The following is a 13,722-nucleotide window of genomic DNA, read 5'->3' as shown; positions in this document are numbered from 1 at the left end:
GGCAGGAGTCAATAAGACAATAAGAGTGGAGATCGATTTTGAAAGCAAAAAAAATCAGATTGCAAACAGGTAGCGACCTTGAACGGAAATTAGTAGGTCGTGTTGGTGTGTGTTTTTCAGTTCCAAAATCCCTATGCCGCACACTTGTAACTCCTGGCGAAAAGAAACTAAAAATACCAATGATTTATCATGATGATGGGTGGTGGTACGGAGAAATTAATTTAGTTAACAACGATTAACAGGCTCGCATCTAGCGGGCCTTTTTTATGAGGGTAAGAAAATGAACATCGAAACAGTAAACGAGCTCATTAAGTCGCTGGAGTCGGCGGGTGAGCTGTCGATCAAAGAGACAAAGGTTATGGCGCTGGCTAAGGCTTATCTGGATGTGGCTGCGGAGAATGTGGCGCTGAAGGCTTTAATCCCAGAAAACTGGCAGATGCATGATGTTCTGCACCAGTTAATCGTTGCTCGCCCTGGCGGGGTTTATTTCAACAAATGGGAGAAGCTTATCGCTGAGGTTCTGAACGCAACCCCCGCCACCGATCGCATCGTAGCCGGGATTAAGGCTGATGGGGTGGACTCTGGAATTGAAACCATCATCACAATGTTGAATCACCAGGCTCCGGGAGTGAGCGATGCCATCAACGTGTTGCGTGTCCACTCCTCTGAGCTGCGCGAGGGGGCAAAATGAGCACCGGAATAGAACTCATGCAGCACGCGCTGGGTATCAATGAGCGTAACAGGACGCCGTACCGCAATTACTTCCTCGCTGGCGACGGCCATACGGACAACGAGACGTGGAAAAAACTGGTTTCTGATGGCTTCGCTACCTCCCGGCCAGCGCCTGATTTTGTTGGCGGTGGAACGCTCTATCACGTCACAGGTAAAGGCGAAGAATTAGCAATTACTGCGCTGCCAGAGCCGAAAAAGCGCACGCGTTACGATGAATATTTGCATTCTGAGGTTTGCGAATCATTCGCGGAGTGGCTGGGGATAGAGTTACCTGTCTATGAGGAACGCGAGATAGGCAGGTACAAATACGAATACCGAATGATCCGCCGTTCACGAGCCTATTGGGATTCATATTATGACGTTCGAGGCGAATGGAAACCAACGATGAAAGCAGCCAAAGCCAGCTACAAAGAAGCGCTGCGTAAGTCAAAACAGGAGCGTGCAGCATGACAACTGATATCACCGAACTGGCGCAGAGCCTGAAAGCGGCAGCAGATAGAGAGATGATTTGCCGAGATGGCGCCGAAACTTCTGAAATCTGGGAAAGAACTGTAACGCCGGAAAACATCCTCACGCTGGTAGAGGCGCTGGAGAAGGCGCAGCAGGAGCGGGAAAACTGGCGCACCAGCTTTGATAACGAGCGATTTCGTGCGGATAAGTTGGCGGCAGTACTGAACGACGAAATAGAGCAGGCGGCGAACGTGAGAGGGCAATTATTGATAGCTCACAAAACGTTATTAAATCAGCAGGCAAAGCTTGCAAAGCTGGAGTCCCGCACCGTGAAACTGCCGGATGATGAAGATGGTCAAGCATACGGATTTGGAAAATGGTCAAACGGGAAACTCCCAGCGACAGCAGGAACCATGACAATTGCTTATTGCGAAGATGCGTGGCGGGCTGCATTTGAGGTGTTCTCGTCTGCCGCTGGCATCAAGGTGGAGGCTGAGTGATGTGGAGAGGAACCGATCGCACCAGAAGCCAGATGATACTGACCGAGTATCGCTACGACCCTAAAGCCAAAGACTCCAAGTCCGTTTATCTGGTGCGGCATAGCAGCCGCACCCAGCAGACTGTTCTGGAGCAATTCCTGACGGTAGAGCGCGATAGCTTCGGTCGCTTTATGCCGACTATCGAACTGAAAGACTTCCCGGAAGGCCTTAGCGACCGCGAGTCGATGCTGAAACTCGCCGACTGGCTGCACCGCTTAGGCGTGGCGATTGAAGATAACTGGAGCCAACCATGACCAAATCAACCATAACCAGAGAGCAGGCAGAAGATACGATTGAAGGTCTGGAGGGGTTAATCAGTAGCGGAATTCAGTCTGTTTACCTCGATATGGCGCTTTCAGGAATGCGCCAGCTGCTAGCCGCAATGGACAGCGAGCCGGTGTATCAGTGTGAATTCTGTCACGCTGACGCATCCGGCGAACTCCAGTGGCACTGGGAAGACGTGAACAAGGATTTTTATGAGCAATACGACTCAGAGCGTCGCAGCCAGCGCCGGATACTAAACTCCGCCCCACAGCCAGCGCCTGAAATGGCTGCGATTGTTGAACGCCTGAACGCCAGTGGATACGAATACGGGGGCGGAGAGGTTACTCCGCAAAACGCCGCTGCCGTGGTCGATATTCTACTGCAACAACTGGATGACGCAGTGCAGGGACAAAACACGCAGTCAGCGCCGGAATGCGAGCCAGTTAAGCGCTTTAACGCTGACCAGATGCATCGAATTTGTCTGGAAGCCACTCGTCATTTTGATAAATACGGCGCGATGGCGATGGAGGTGAACAAACTACTTGGGCGCATCCCAGCGCAGCAGCCGGTAGTAGAAAGCGAGTTCATCCCTAAAAATCTGGATAAAGCTCTCGGCGTTGTTGGCGTAGCCCTCCCTGAATCAAAGGAAGAGTTTAACTTCCAGATAGAGCGATGGATTCAACGGCTGATTGACCGTGTTATTCGATACGCCGATGAGTTCAAAGAGCAGCCAGCGTCAGCAGCACGCATGGTCGTAATCCCTACTATCTGGAAGCATTATACTGCCGCCCAAACTGCGGCTGTTTACGAGAAAGCCATGACTGATGCCGGTATTGAGTGGAGAAGTATTGATGATTAATGAACGCTTAACGCATGAAGAGTTAGAGCTACTTTACCAGGCAATGAAAACACACTCTGAGGTTTTGGCTGAATCCGCTTCAGAGGCTGAGGTTATTGAATGCTGCCAGATAGTAAGAGCGCTGCGAGAGCTACAGGAACGCCGCAAGGCTGAGAAGGACAGCGAGCCGGTGGCTTGGCTCTGGTCTCGGGATGATGAGCGGGATGTGTCGTTGACACCGCCAGATGACGATGACGATGCCGCCGACGCGATTGAATGCGGCTGGACTGCCACCCCGCTCTCTCGCCACACGCAGCAGCTGGTAGTGCCTGATTATCCCGAAACATTACCATGTCCCGTATTGCTGGAGCCTGGCCTGCGCTTCGAGAAAGGCGTTAAAACCAAACTGGTACTGGATACCATTCAGCGCAGGGCCGAGCATTACGCCGAACTTGAGGCTATGACGCCAGAGGAGCGGGCTGAATATGATGCTGGAATCGAAGAATTTAAAGCCATGCTGCCGCAGCCAGCGCCGGTAGTGCCTGACCGCTCCATATTTGAAAAATGGTGGGAATCACAGAACGGAGCGCCCCTTGATGGCTGGGATTCGTTACGGACAAATGACGGTTATTGTGATGATGGCATTGATGGTCAATTTGAAGCCTGGAACGCCGCCATGCTCAACCATCCATCAAGCATTCAGCTCAACACTGGCGCAGCAACAGGTACTGAAATCAAACACCCGTCAAGCAACTCTCCGGTAATTCCGGGATGGATTCCGGTAAGCGAGCGGATGCCTGATATAGGCGCTGAAATACTCTATTTCTGCCAGGGTGATGGCCTGATAGATTGCGGAATTGTTAGTTCATCTAATTTCAGAGACAGGGGCGAAGCAGAGCTCTACGTTCATGCTGAAGGATATGACCTGCGCTTCGAAGTAGACATAACCCACTGGATGCCGCTGCCAGCAGCCCCGCAGGAGGTGAAGTGATGTCCAAGTGTGAAGTTCTGACTTACGCAATGGTGACTGGATTCGGCCTGGCTGCTGGTATCCGGGTTTATATTGCCTGGGAGTCATTAATCAACCTGGCGTGGGGTGCTATCAGTGGCTAAGTCCTCAGCAGAACGCAAAGCCGCACAGGAGGTAGTTATTGCAAATCGACCTGGTTAAACACCCAGGCGGCGTATTCTCTCCAGCAAATGAAACAGACCTCGAACGACTCCAGCGATTCAGAAACGGCGAAACCTACGTAGCCGAAATCAAGCTCACCAGAAACCCCGCGCATCACCGTAAAGCCTTTGCATTCTTCCAGTTCTGCTTTGACCACTGGTCAGCGGAACACGCTGGATATGAATGCTCAGACGAACACACGCAGAAAGAAGAGTTCCGGAAGAATCTAACCATTCTCGCCGGATTCTATGACGTGGTGACGACGATACGCGGGGAGACAAAGGTGAGGGCTAAGAGCCTGGCATTCGCATCAATGGACCAGGAGGAGTTTGAGCGATGTTATTCATCGCTGATAAACGCCGCCATCAAGAACGTGTTCGCCGGCACAACTGACCCGGCAATCCTCAACCGATTACAGTCATTTTTCTGAGAGGTATTTATGGCTAAACAGCCGCGGCGAAGATGCAAAAACGAAGAGTGCAGAGAGTGGTTCCATCCTCAGCATTCAAATGTATGGTGGTGCTCTCCGGAATGCGGAACGAAGATAGCGCTTGAGCGACGAAGCAAGGAGCGCGAAAAGGCAGAGAAGTCCGCAGATAAGAAACGACGAAGGGAGGAGCAGCAGCAGAAAGACAAACTCAAGATTCGAAAGCTCGCATTAAAACCCCGCAGTTACTGGATTAAACAAGCCCAACAAGCAGTAAACGCCTTCGTCAGAGAAAGAGACCGCGACTTACCCTGTATCTCGTGCGGAACGTTCACGTCTGCTCAGTGGGATGCTGGCCATTACCGGACAACTGCTGCGGCACCTCAACTCCGATTTGATGAGCGCAATATCCATAAACAATGCGTCGTATGCAATCAGCACAAGAGCGGGAATCTTGTCCCGTACCGGGTGAACCTTATTGCGCGGATAGGGCAGGCTGCTGTAGACGAAATCGAATCTGACCATAAACGCCACCGCTGGACTATCGAAGAGTGCAAAGCGATTAAGTCAGAGTATCAGCAGAAGCTTAAAGACCTGCAGAGATTAAGTGGTGAGGCAGCATGAAACAGGAAATCATCGAAGCACTCCGCATCAGATGGACTCGCCTCCAGCTATTCCGCCGCGGCAGAACCTTTCCAGACAACTACATCCTTCTTCGTCAGTTTTACCGTATTTACGGGGGTAATGCATGAGCAGATTAACACCAGTTTTCGGCATGGTTAACTTCGTCGATGACGCTCATTTTCGCAGAGTCTGGAAGCATCCTAAGAAGACCATAACCACCGGTCAGAGGGCCTGGGTTCATTACATGCTTTCTGTGTGGGGAAGGGCAAACAGAGGGGATGATTCTCCATGTGGGGCTGTAAACGTAATTGGTCGCCTGATGATTAGAAGTTACTGGAGCGAGGATAAGGCTATCCAGATCCAGAAGGTAGTAAACATGCTTCATGATGAGAGTGGACTGAGAGGAGAGGAGTTATATCGAAAAGCCAGGGAAATCATCATGCCTCAAACCTCAGTAAGCAACATCATCGCTCTCGCCAAAGAATCAGATGATGCTGCTTTTGTTGAAAAGGTAATGATTAAAACATTTCACCGTGAAAGCCCGGTTCGTGATGTAGCGATTAAACGATACTGCGGACGCAACTGCACGCAAGACATTGCCAGGTTGATATCTCAAATAACCGGCATCGATGTCCAGGCGGCCAGGAGAAGGGTTGTGTGGTGTGAGAATGTCCTCGATGCGGAGATCTTTTACGCTATGAGGCGCGAAATTGAGAAGGAGTTTCCATTAATTGCAGCATAGTTAAAAAATAATTCCATAAAAGCTTGCTTTCACGAAATGAAAGTGTATATTTTTATGTATGCTCGGGAGCGTAAAGCGAAGAGCGGGTGGTGAGATTTAAGAGGCGGCTCTCACCACCGATTCCGCCTAGTTGGTCACTTCGCCTTAGGGCTGGAACTCCAACCATCGCGGGCTGAGAGGTCTGCATATACACGTGGTAGTGGCAGCAGTCAGAGGTGTTGGTAGCGCCTCATAAAATTGAGCCCTGGCAGAAATGCTGGGGCTTTTTCGTTTCTGCAATCTCGTCAGGACTCTTGGGTGAATACGTGCCGCACTACACGTTGAAGCTCATACGCGAGAGTCCTGACTAGATTGTGGTGAATGCTCAGGCTGATGAGCCATCCATACGGCATGGATTATAAATAGCGCGGTCAAACAGCTTGACGGTATGCCGGAGATCAGCACCGGTCACCACAGCCCAATCCCGCCAGCTGGGAAATCAGGCCATAGAGCCAACGCCTTACCCTCATTGTCAGCCATTGCGCTGACTTTTTTATTCGCGCCCATCCAGACAGCTAACCACTTACCCTCTAATTTGCACTGGATGAGGCGCACCCTTTACTACACGAACAGCACCCGCCAATTATGCGAGGTGAGAGATATGCGTATGCCCTATAAACAGGATTTCATCGCCGCTCTGCTGGCAGCCAAAGAGCAGGGCATTGGCGCAATACTTGCCTTCATGATGGCGTACCTACGAGGTCGTTATAACGGCGGCGCCATGACGAAGACATTAATTGATGCACTGATGTGCGCAATGATTGCCTGGTTCGTTCGAGACCTTCTCGACTTTACCGGATTGAGCAGCAATCTCGCTTACATCGCCAGCGTGTTCATTGGCTACATCGGTACGGACTCGATCGGCAACCTGATTAAGAAGTTCGCCGCCAGAAAGGCAGGAGTAGATGATGCAAACCAGTCCTGAAGGAATTGCACTGATAAAAGGGTTTGAAGGCTGCAGGCTGACCGCATACCCCGATCCGGGAACTGGTGGTGCTCCATGGACAATTGGTTATGGCTGGACATATCCCGTTGACGGGAAGCCGATCAAGCCAGGAATGAAGATTGACCAGGCTACCGCTGACCGACTACTTAAAACAGGACTGGTGAGCTACGAAAACGATGTTCTGAAGCTCGTTAAAGTGAAGCTGACTCAGAACCAATTCGATGCTCTGGTATCGTTCGCCTACAACGTCGGCTCTCGCGCGCTTTCAACCTCCACTCTGCTGAAAAAGCTCAACTCTGGCGATATCAAAGGTGCAGCTGATGAGTTCCTGCGTTGGAACAAAGCAGGCGGTAAAGAAATGCCGGGGCTCACGAAACGCCGCAAGGCTGAACGTGATGTGTTCCTGTCATGAGTCGGATAGCGGCCATCGTTAGCGCTGTGATTATCTTCCTGATAGTCAGCCTCGGCTGGCTGGCCAATCACTACCACGACAACGCCACCGAGTTCAAAGAGCAGCGCGATAAAGCCACTGAACAACTTAGCTTGGCGAACGCCACCATCACCGACATGCAGGTGCGACAGCGTGACGTTGCTGCTCTGGATGCCAAATACACTGGAGAACTGGCAGATGCTAAAGCCACTATCGATCAGCTTGAACGTGATGTTGCTTCTGGCAAACGTCGGCTGCAGCTCAACGCCAGATGTCCCGCGAACGGAGCGACCGCAACCGGCGGCATGGTCAATGCTTCCGGCCCCCGACTTACTGACTCCGCTGAACGGGATTATTTCACCCTCAGAGGGCGGATTACCACTATTACCGGGCAAGTGAGCTACCTGCAGGAATATATCCGCACGCAGTGCCTGAAATAGGGCATTGCCTTGACCATGGCCCGATAACGCTATGCGGCAAATACTTTATAAGCCCTTGAATGGAACGTTCATTTAGGAAGCAAAATCTATCGTGGTTCAAACATCGTAGTTAATACATGTTACATGCAGTAAACCATCATCCTCACACCAAATACCCAGCACTCTCAGCTTTCCATCAGAGGGATTGAGGTATTGTTTAGCCTTAATTTTGGCAAGCTCATTTGATTTCAATATTTCTTCGGCGCCAAGGCGAAGTGCAAACAAGCCATCTTTAGGGCATTCGTAAAGCTTTGCTACCAAAAATTCTCCATGGGGGTTTTTGTTGTACTCCTTTGGATGGGCTTTCAGTTCTGAATTACAAACGGGACATTTTTCCATATATACCTCAGGGATAAATAATGGCACTCACCGACAAGCAAGAAATGTTCTGTCGCGAGTACCTCATCGACTTAAACGCCACGCAAGCGGCTATTCGGGCGGGGTACAGCGCTAAGACAGCAAACCGCACCGCGTCCGAAAACATGTCAAAACCTGACATCCAGTCAAGAATTGCCGAACTCAAAGCGCAACGCAATGATCTGGTAGGCATAAATTCGACATACGTCCTCAATCGTCTCGTTGAGATAGACCAGATGGACGTGCTCGACATCCTCAAAGACGACATGAGCCTGAAGCCAGTAAGCGAGTGGCCTTCATCCTGGCGGAGATATCTTAGTGGCTTCGATGTGGCTGAGATGTTCGAAGGCCGCGGAGAAGAGCGTGAGATGGTCGGGCTGCTTAAGAAAATTAAGTGGCCGGATAAAGTGAAAAACCTTGAGCTGCTCGGGAAGCACATAGATGTGATGGCTTTCAAAGAGCAGTCCACCCATGAGCATACAGGCAAGAACGGCGGCCCCATTGAAATGGCAACGCTGACTAAAGAAGAATACAAAGCAGCGCGGCGGGAGATGTTGGAGGATGACGACTGCTGAGCAAAAAACCTATGTCCGTAAGATAGAGTGTGAAGAGGACGGTCTCTATTACGCTCGCTATTTCTTCAAACAGCGCACCGGCGGCAAGATGATTGTCGCACCTCACCACAAGGTGATTCAGAAAACCCTGGATCGTGTTATCGACGGTGAGATTCAGCGTCTGATTATCAACGTCCCTCCTGGCTACACGAAGACGGAGTTGGCGACCATCAACATGATGGGCCGCGGACTGGCGCTTAACTGCCGGGCCCGCTTCATGCACCTGTCCTATTCGCACAACCTGGCGCTGCTGAACTCCTCAACCGCGCGCGGCATGATTAAGTCGCAGGCATACCAGTCAATGTGGCCGATGGCGCTGCGCGATGACGCAGACAGCAAGGCTATGTGGTGGACTGAACACGGCGGCGGTGTCTATGCGTCATCGGCTGCAGGACAGGTTACCGGCTTCCGCGCCGGTCACATGGAACCGGGCTGGCAGGGCGCGCTTATTATTGATGACCCGGTTAAGCCAGACGATGCCTACTCGGATACTGTGCGAAATGGCGTCAACAACCGCTTTAACGAGACAATAAAATCACGACTGGCGATCGAGACGACGCCGATGATTGTCATCATGCAGCGGATCCATTACCACGACCTGAGCGGTTATCTGCTGCGGGGCGGTAGTGGCGAGAAATGGCATCACCTGAATCTGCCGGTGATAATCGACAATAGTCAGGCATACGCTGCACAGTACCCTGAAAACACCCACGCTATACCGATTGACCACGGCCTGCCTGATGGATGGCTGTGGCCGTTTAAGCACAACGAATCGCACCGCGTATCGCTGTTCTCGCACCGGCGCACTGCCGAAGCTCAGTATATGCAAAAGCCTCGCAGGTTTAACGCTGAAGGCGCCCTATGGACTGAGTCGATGATAAGCGCTGCGCATGACCTGCAAATTAACGCTGATAAGGTGCGGACAGTCATCGCTATTGACCCGCAAGCGACAAATAGTGACGAAAGCGATGAAACGGGGATTATTGCTGCCAGTGCTTATGGTGCAGGAGATAAGAAGCAATTCTCGGTTGATGGCGATTACAGCGGGAAATATTCCCCTGCTGGGTGGGCAAAAAAGGCCATATGGGCTTATGAGCATCATCAGGCCGACGCGATTGTTATCGAAACCAACCAGGGCGGCGATATGGCGGAGGAGACACTCCGCAACGCCGGGTTCAAAGGTCGCATCATTCGTGTCCATGCCAGTAAAGGAAAGTATGCCCGCGCTGAACCAATCTCTGCGCTCTATGAACAGGGGCGCGTGGCAAACCATGGCAATCTCTATGTATTGGAGAATCAGCTGATGGAGTACATACCGGCAACCGCGAAGAAATCACCAGACCGACTTGACGCGATGGTTTACGCACTGACGGAACTCAATGGCGCCCAGCCAGTTGGGATGATGATTCCTAAACGCCTGCAAGGGAGGTAAGCATGACTAAAAAATGCAAATGCCCGGGTTGCGAACGCAAAAGAAAAGGTTGGCAGGGTTATCAGCCATGCGCCACAAATTATCCTGCTGGAAAAATTGCTCCACCACCTAAGCGACCATAACGGACAAACCATGACTGACAAATTAACTCTCGCCGTCAACCATGCGTTGAACGATGCGCGGATGGCGCGCGCCCGTATGGGGTTGTTGGCGCCGACTATGGGCCTGGATAACAAACGCAACGCTGCATGGTGTGAATACGGATTCAAAGAAGAATTAACCTTTGATGATCTCTATAAGCTCTATCGCCGCGGGGGGATTGCTCACGGCGCTGTAGAGAAGATTGCCGGGAAATGCTGGCAGACAAACCCTGAGATAATCGAAGGGGATGCTTCTAACGAAACGCGCCAGGAAACGGCGTGGGAGAAAAAGACTAAGCAAGTTTTCACTAATCGCCTTTGGCGCTCGTTCTTCGATGCTGACCGCCGCCGTTTAGTAGGCCGGTATGCAGGTATTTTGTTGCACATCCGCGATAACAAAGCATGGAACCTTGAGGCGACTAAAGGACGTGGCCTGGAAAAGGTGACCGTTGCCTGGGCTGGCTCGCTAACTGTCAGTGAATGGGATACAGGGCTGAACTCTAAGACCTACGGCCAGCCGAAGATGTGGCAGTACACTGAGCGGTTGCCTAATGGCTCAACACGCCGAGTGGACATTCATCCCGATCGCGTTTTCATCCTTGGTGACTATACCGACGACGCAATTGGCTTTCTTGAGCCAGCCTATAACGCGTTTGTCAGCCTGGAGAAGGTTGAAGGAGGTTCCGGTGAGTCATTCCTGAAGAATGCCGCTCGTCAGCTCAATGTTAATTTCGATAAAGAAATCGACTTTAACAATCTGGCTTCGCTCTACGGCGTCACGGTTACAGAGTTGCAGGATAAGTTCAACGAAGTTGCCGGGGAGATTAACCGCGGCAATGACGTACTGATGACGACCCAGGGCGCATCAGTTACACCGCTAGTGACTTCGGTAGCAGACCCCTCAGGAACGTATGACGTAAACCTACAGACAGCTGCAGCCGGCGTTGATATCCCAACGCGAATCCTGGTTGGTAACCAGCAGGCAGAACGCTCAAGCACCGAAGACCAGAAGTACATGAATTCCCGCTGTCAGACGCGGCGCAGCGACCTCTCTTTCGAAATAGAGGACTTTTGCGACAAGCTTATCGAATTGCAGATCGTCGACTCGGTCAGCCAGAAGACTGTTATCTGGGATGACCTGAACGAACAGACCGGCACTGAGAGACTCACAAACGCCAAAACCATGGGTGAGATTAACCAGACCATGCAGGGCAGCGGCGAAAATCCCGCGTTTAGTCGTGAAGAAATTCGCACTGCAGCTGGTTATGACAACGATGAGGAAGAACCGTTAGGAGAAGAGGATGGCAACGAAGAAGACGAAGCCGCCGATTCTACCGCGTAACTATCAGGACCCTACCGGAGCAGATGCGCTTGAGCGCCGGGCAATGAAAGACTTCGCTAGGCGGATGAATAAGATTGGCAAAGCGTACAAATCAGCGCTCGACAAAATACCTTCCTCCCTCGCTGTAAACGCCAGATACGAATACCAGCTAAATCCGACAATCCTTTCCATCATCCTGAATGACGCCAGTTACCTGGTGGATCAGGTGCTGCTTGAGGGTGGCGATTATGACCTGTGGTTTTATGAGTATGTTGACTTAGCAGCTGAGAAAGGAACTGGTCAGGCATACGCAAACCTGAGTCAGCAATCGCCGGTGTACGCGGCTGGTAGAGAATCACTATCTGCAATCCTTATTAGCGAGCCATATCAACGCAGAATGGCCTTGGTTAACGCGCGAATGTTCGAAGAGATGAAAGGCCTGTCTGCTGAGGTTAAGCGTGATATGGCAAGGGTGCTTACTGAGGGCATCGGTAGAGGACTCAATCCGCGTGAAGTATCCCGCAATCTCACGGAGCAGACCGGCATAGATAAGCGACGTGCTAATCGCATAGCTAGAACAGAAATCACTACAGCTCTTCGCCGTGCTAAATGGGAAGAGGACCAGGAGGCCGGCGATCTTTACGGCCTCAAAACGCTTCTGGTTCACATCTCTGCGTTGTCGCCGACAACCAGGCACACACATGCTGCCAGGCACGCACACCTCTACACAAACGAGGAGGTGCGCGACTGGTATGCCAAGGATGCCAACAGCATTAACTGCAAGTGCACTCAGCAGTCGATTCTGGTCGATGAGCAGGGCAAGCCGCTCTATCCGGACACCATCACCAAACTTAAACAGGAATACAAAACGATGCAGGCGCGCGGTTACGCCTGGGCGGAGAAATAACTATGCCTATGCAGATTAACGTCAACACAAAGGTGAATAGCCAGACAATCCGCCGGGAAACTTATAACGGGCGAGAGCATGTCGTCATTCCAAGTTACACGCTTCCGGCCAACGTGATTATGAACAGGGAGTTCTACCCAGAGGCTGAGATTACTGCGAACTACCAAAGCATGGAAGGGACGATAGCACCCCTTGGTCATCCAACGGTTGATGGTCAGCATGTGTCTGCATTCTCACCTGAAGGGCTGTGTACCGGCTTCATCGGCGCATGGAATCGCAATGTCAGCCTGAAAGGAAATCGCGTCTATTCAGAAAAATGGGTGGATGTTGAGCGAGCGATGGAGTCGCCTGGCGGTCAGCGTCTGATGGAGCGGATTTCTGCGCTGGAGAGTGGTGAGTCATCAGAGCCTATCTGGTCAAGTGTCGCTGTATATCGAGAACAGATCCCGGCTCCCGAAGAACTCAAAAGGCAAGGTGCTGATTGGGTGGTAAAGATTCACTCGATTGATCATGACGCCATCCTGCTCGACGAACCACCGGCAGCCGGACCAGAAAAGGGGGTGGGCCTGATGGTAAACGCAGATCAGGCAATATCTCTGCAGCCTAACAGCGGAGCGCTGATTGGCGAGTCTTACCGCGAGCGTGAAAGCCGTCTTGAGCGTGCCGTGCGAGACAAATTTGCATCCGGCCCGGAAGAATATGCCTGGGTTGCTGATTTTACCGACACCCAGGTAGTGATCGTCCGTAACGGTGGTAAGGCTGAGGTATACGGCTATTCCAGAGACGGCGGGAAAATCACATTCGATGACTCAGGAACGGCTGTTGCACGGCAAGAGTCCTGGGTGACCATCGCCGCTAACAAATTCAAATCTTTATTCACTCCGCAGGAACAGCCTGCAACAAACCAAAACACGGAGGGCGACATGCCTTTAACCACTGAAGATACAGAGCTGCTTCGCAAAATCGTAGGTGAGGCCATCGCCGCTAATAACGACGTGACCATCAAGCCACTGAGCGAAAGCATTGCAGCAATCCAGACTAACCAACAGCGGCTTGCAGAAACCCTGACCGCCAACTCTCGCGCTGAGGAGAAATCGAAGCGTGAAGCTGTGGCGAAGGTTCACGGCGAGATCGTAGCTAATGCGCTGGCAGGTGAGGCGCTGGATGCGATGTTCAAATCGCTTGGTGAATCTGCGCCGTTGGGCACCAACTCAGCACAGACTCAGCAAGAATCCGGCGCACCTGCCGCATCTGAATACTTCAAATAAGG

The 13,722-nt window shown here is 51.7% G+C and carries 19 protein-coding genes and 1 pseudogene; 19 read left to right on the top strand and 1 reads right to left on the bottom strand.

Annotated features, from left to right (window positions below):
• Window positions 1-38 precede the first annotated feature (38 nt).
• From ABLV12_RS20075 to ABLV12_RS20010, 14 genes and pseudogenes are all read left to right on the top strand, one after another.
• Window positions 39-239: a hypothetical protein gene (locus ABLV12_RS20075; RefSeq protein ID WP_348867274.1), complete on the top strand. Its 201-nt coding sequence runs from the start codon at window positions 39-41 to the stop codon at window positions 237-239.
• Between the two features lie 41 nt (window positions 240-280).
• Window positions 281-691: a hypothetical protein gene (locus ABLV12_RS20070; RefSeq protein ID WP_348867273.1), complete on the top strand. Its 411-nt coding sequence runs from the start codon at window positions 281-283 to the stop codon at window positions 689-691.
• Window positions 688-1,182: a hypothetical protein gene (locus ABLV12_RS20065; RefSeq protein ID WP_348867272.1), complete on the top strand. Its 495-nt coding sequence runs from the start codon at window positions 688-690 to the stop codon at window positions 1,180-1,182. Before ABLV12_RS20070 ends, ABLV12_RS20065 begins: the two co-directional genes overlap by 4 nt.
• Window positions 1,179-1,682, top strand: a complete 504-nt coding sequence (locus ABLV12_RS20060; RefSeq protein ID WP_348867271.1) for a hypothetical protein — start codon at window positions 1,179-1,181, stop codon at window positions 1,680-1,682. The genes ABLV12_RS20065 and ABLV12_RS20060 overlap by 4 nt, the downstream gene beginning before the upstream one ends.
• The gene (locus tag ABLV12_RS20055) at window positions 1,682-1,975 is read left to right on the top strand and encodes a hypothetical protein (protein WP_348867298.1); all 294 of its coding nucleotides are present in this window, start codon (window positions 1,682-1,684) and stop codon (window positions 1,973-1,975) included. The genes ABLV12_RS20060 and ABLV12_RS20055 overlap by 1 nt, the downstream gene beginning before the upstream one ends.
• A 440-nt stretch (window positions 1,976-2,415) precedes the next feature.
• A pseudogene (locus ABLV12_RS20050) lies at window positions 2,416-2,718 on the top strand (hypothetical protein); the annotation flags it as partial.
• Between the two features lie 118 nt (window positions 2,719-2,836).
• Window positions 2,837-3,814: a DUF551 domain-containing protein gene (locus tag ABLV12_RS20045; RefSeq protein WP_348867270.1), complete on the top strand. Its 978-nt coding sequence runs from the start codon at window positions 2,837-2,839 to the stop codon at window positions 3,812-3,814.
• Window positions 3,814-3,936, top strand: coding sequence for a hypothetical protein (locus tag ABLV12_RS20040; RefSeq protein WP_348867269.1), 123 nt, complete (start codon window positions 3,814-3,816; stop codon window positions 3,934-3,936). The genes ABLV12_RS20045 and ABLV12_RS20040 overlap by 1 nt, the downstream gene beginning before the upstream one ends.
• Before the next feature lie 38 nt (window positions 3,937-3,974).
• Window positions 3,975-4,424: a DUF1367 family protein gene (locus ABLV12_RS20035; RefSeq protein WP_200781140.1), complete on the top strand. Its 450-nt coding sequence runs from the start codon at window positions 3,975-3,977 to the stop codon at window positions 4,422-4,424.
• Between the two features lie 9 nt (window positions 4,425-4,433).
• The gene (locus ABLV12_RS20030) at window positions 4,434-5,045 is read left to right on the top strand and encodes a recombination protein NinG (protein WP_348867268.1); all 612 of its coding nucleotides are present in this window, start codon (window positions 4,434-4,436) and stop codon (window positions 5,043-5,045) included.
• 124 nt (window positions 5,046-5,169) lie between these two features.
• Window positions 5,170-5,787, top strand: coding sequence for a hypothetical protein (locus ABLV12_RS20025; protein ID WP_348867267.1), 618 nt, complete (start codon window positions 5,170-5,172; stop codon window positions 5,785-5,787).
• A gap of 640 nt (window positions 5,788-6,427) precedes the next feature.
• Window positions 6,428-6,751, top strand: a complete 324-nt coding sequence (locus tag ABLV12_RS20020; protein WP_196090039.1) for a phage holin, lambda family — start codon at window positions 6,428-6,430, stop codon at window positions 6,749-6,751.
• Window positions 6,732-7,184: a lysozyme gene (locus ABLV12_RS20015; RefSeq protein ID WP_348867266.1), complete on the top strand. Its 453-nt coding sequence runs from the start codon at window positions 6,732-6,734 to the stop codon at window positions 7,182-7,184. The genes ABLV12_RS20020 and ABLV12_RS20015 overlap by 20 nt, the downstream gene beginning before the upstream one ends.
• Window positions 7,181-7,642, top strand: coding sequence for a lysis protein (locus tag ABLV12_RS20010; RefSeq protein WP_348867265.1), 462 nt, complete (start codon window positions 7,181-7,183; stop codon window positions 7,640-7,642). Before ABLV12_RS20015 ends, ABLV12_RS20010 begins: the two co-directional genes overlap by 4 nt.
• 96 nt (window positions 7,643-7,738) lie before the next feature.
• On the opposite strand, the gene ABLV12_RS20005 is transcribed toward ABLV12_RS20010, so the two are convergent.
• A complete protein-coding gene (locus ABLV12_RS20005; RefSeq protein WP_348867264.1) occupies window positions 7,739-8,020 on the bottom strand; it encodes a hypothetical protein in 282 nt (93 codons plus the stop codon).
• A 20-nt stretch (window positions 8,021-8,040) separates the two neighbouring features.
• On the opposite strand from ABLV12_RS20005, the gene ABLV12_RS20000 reads away from it, so the two are divergent.
• The 5 genes from ABLV12_RS20000 to ABLV12_RS19980 all read left to right on the top strand — a co-directional run bounded on the left by ABLV12_RS20000 (window position 8,041) and on the right by ABLV12_RS19980 (window position 13,720).
• Window positions 8,041-8,613, top strand: coding sequence for a terminase small subunit (locus tag ABLV12_RS20000; protein WP_348867263.1), 573 nt, complete (start codon window positions 8,041-8,043; stop codon window positions 8,611-8,613).
• On the top strand, window positions 8,600-10,084 hold the full coding sequence (locus ABLV12_RS19995; RefSeq protein WP_325912566.1) for a DNA-packaging protein: 1,485 nt from the start codon (window positions 8,600-8,602) through the stop codon (window positions 10,082-10,084). Before ABLV12_RS20000 ends, ABLV12_RS19995 begins: the two co-directional genes overlap by 14 nt.
• Window positions 10,085-10,216: 132 nt before the next feature.
• The gene (locus ABLV12_RS19990; protein WP_348867262.1) at window positions 10,217-11,566 is read left to right on the top strand and encodes a phage portal protein; all 1,350 of its coding nucleotides are present in this window, start codon (window positions 10,217-10,219) and stop codon (window positions 11,564-11,566) included.
• The gene (locus ABLV12_RS19985; RefSeq protein ID WP_348867261.1) at window positions 11,526-12,452 is read left to right on the top strand and encodes a phage minor head protein; all 927 of its coding nucleotides are present in this window, start codon (window positions 11,526-11,528) and stop codon (window positions 12,450-12,452) included. The genes ABLV12_RS19990 and ABLV12_RS19985 overlap by 41 nt, the downstream gene beginning before the upstream one ends.
• Window positions 12,453-12,454: 2 nt before the next feature.
• Window positions 12,455-13,720 (top strand): hypothetical protein, encoded by a 1,266-nt coding sequence (locus tag ABLV12_RS19980; RefSeq protein ID WP_348867260.1) that lies wholly within the window; start codon window positions 12,455-12,457, stop codon window positions 13,718-13,720.
• Window positions 13,721-13,722 lie beyond the last annotated feature (2 nt).

Origin of the sequence: Klebsiella sp. CN_Kp100 (genome assembly GCF_040065315.1) — a bacterium.
Classification (GTDB): Bacteria; Pseudomonadota; Gammaproteobacteria; order Enterobacterales; family Enterobacteriaceae; genus Klebsiella; species Klebsiella oxytoca.
The sequence above is the reverse complement of the archived record's forward strand: the minus strand, read 5'-3'. Positions and strand labels throughout refer to the sequence as shown.

Excerpts from the sequence above, each read along its gene's own strand:
- ABLV12_RS19985 (WP_348867261.1), top strand. The coding sequence starts at position 11,526 with ATGGCAACGAAGAAGACGAAGCCGCCGATTCTACCGCGTAACTATCAG.
- ABLV12_RS20000 (WP_348867263.1), top strand. The coding sequence starts at position 8,041 with ATGGCACTCACCGACAAGCAAGAAATGTTCTGTCGCGAGTACCTCATC.
- ABLV12_RS19990 (WP_348867262.1), top strand. The coding sequence starts at position 10,217 with ATGACTGACAAATTAACTCTCGCCGTCAACCATGCGTTGAACGATGCG.
- ABLV12_RS20045 (WP_348867270.1), top strand. The coding sequence starts at position 2,837 with ATGATTAATGAACGCTTAACGCATGAAGAGTTAGAGCTACTTTACCAG.
- ABLV12_RS20070 (WP_348867273.1), top strand. The coding sequence starts at position 281 with ATGAACATCGAAACAGTAAACGAGCTCATTAAGTCGCTGGAGTCGGCG.
- ABLV12_RS20010 (WP_348867265.1), top strand. The coding sequence starts at position 7,181 with ATGAGTCGGATAGCGGCCATCGTTAGCGCTGTGATTATCTTCCTGATA.
- ABLV12_RS19995 (WP_325912566.1), top strand. The coding sequence starts at position 8,600 with ATGACGACTGCTGAGCAAAAAACCTATGTCCGTAAGATAGAGTGTGAA.
- ABLV12_RS20015 (WP_348867266.1), top strand. The coding sequence starts at position 6,732 with ATGATGCAAACCAGTCCTGAAGGAATTGCACTGATAAAAGGGTTTGAA.
- ABLV12_RS20005 (WP_348867264.1), bottom strand. The coding sequence starts at position 8,020 with ATGGAAAAATGTCCCGTTTGTAATTCAGAACTGAAAGCCCATCCAAAG.
- ABLV12_RS20030 (WP_348867268.1), top strand. The coding sequence starts at position 4,434 with ATGGCTAAACAGCCGCGGCGAAGATGCAAAAACGAAGAGTGCAGAGAG.
- ABLV12_RS20025 (WP_348867267.1), top strand. The coding sequence starts at position 5,170 with ATGAGCAGATTAACACCAGTTTTCGGCATGGTTAACTTCGTCGATGAC.
- ABLV12_RS20060 (WP_348867271.1), top strand. The coding sequence starts at position 1,179 with ATGACAACTGATATCACCGAACTGGCGCAGAGCCTGAAAGCGGCAGCA.
- ABLV12_RS20020 (WP_196090039.1), top strand. The coding sequence starts at position 6,428 with ATGCGTATGCCCTATAAACAGGATTTCATCGCCGCTCTGCTGGCAGCC.
- ABLV12_RS20065 (WP_348867272.1), top strand. The coding sequence starts at position 688 with ATGAGCACCGGAATAGAACTCATGCAGCACGCGCTGGGTATCAATGAG.
- ABLV12_RS20055 (WP_348867298.1), top strand. The coding sequence starts at position 1,682 with ATGTGGAGAGGAACCGATCGCACCAGAAGCCAGATGATACTGACCGAG.
- ABLV12_RS20040 (WP_348867269.1), top strand. The coding sequence starts at position 3,814 with ATGTCCAAGTGTGAAGTTCTGACTTACGCAATGGTGACTGGATTCGGC.
- ABLV12_RS19980 (WP_348867260.1), top strand. The coding sequence starts at position 12,455 with ATGCCTATGCAGATTAACGTCAACACAAAGGTGAATAGCCAGACAATC.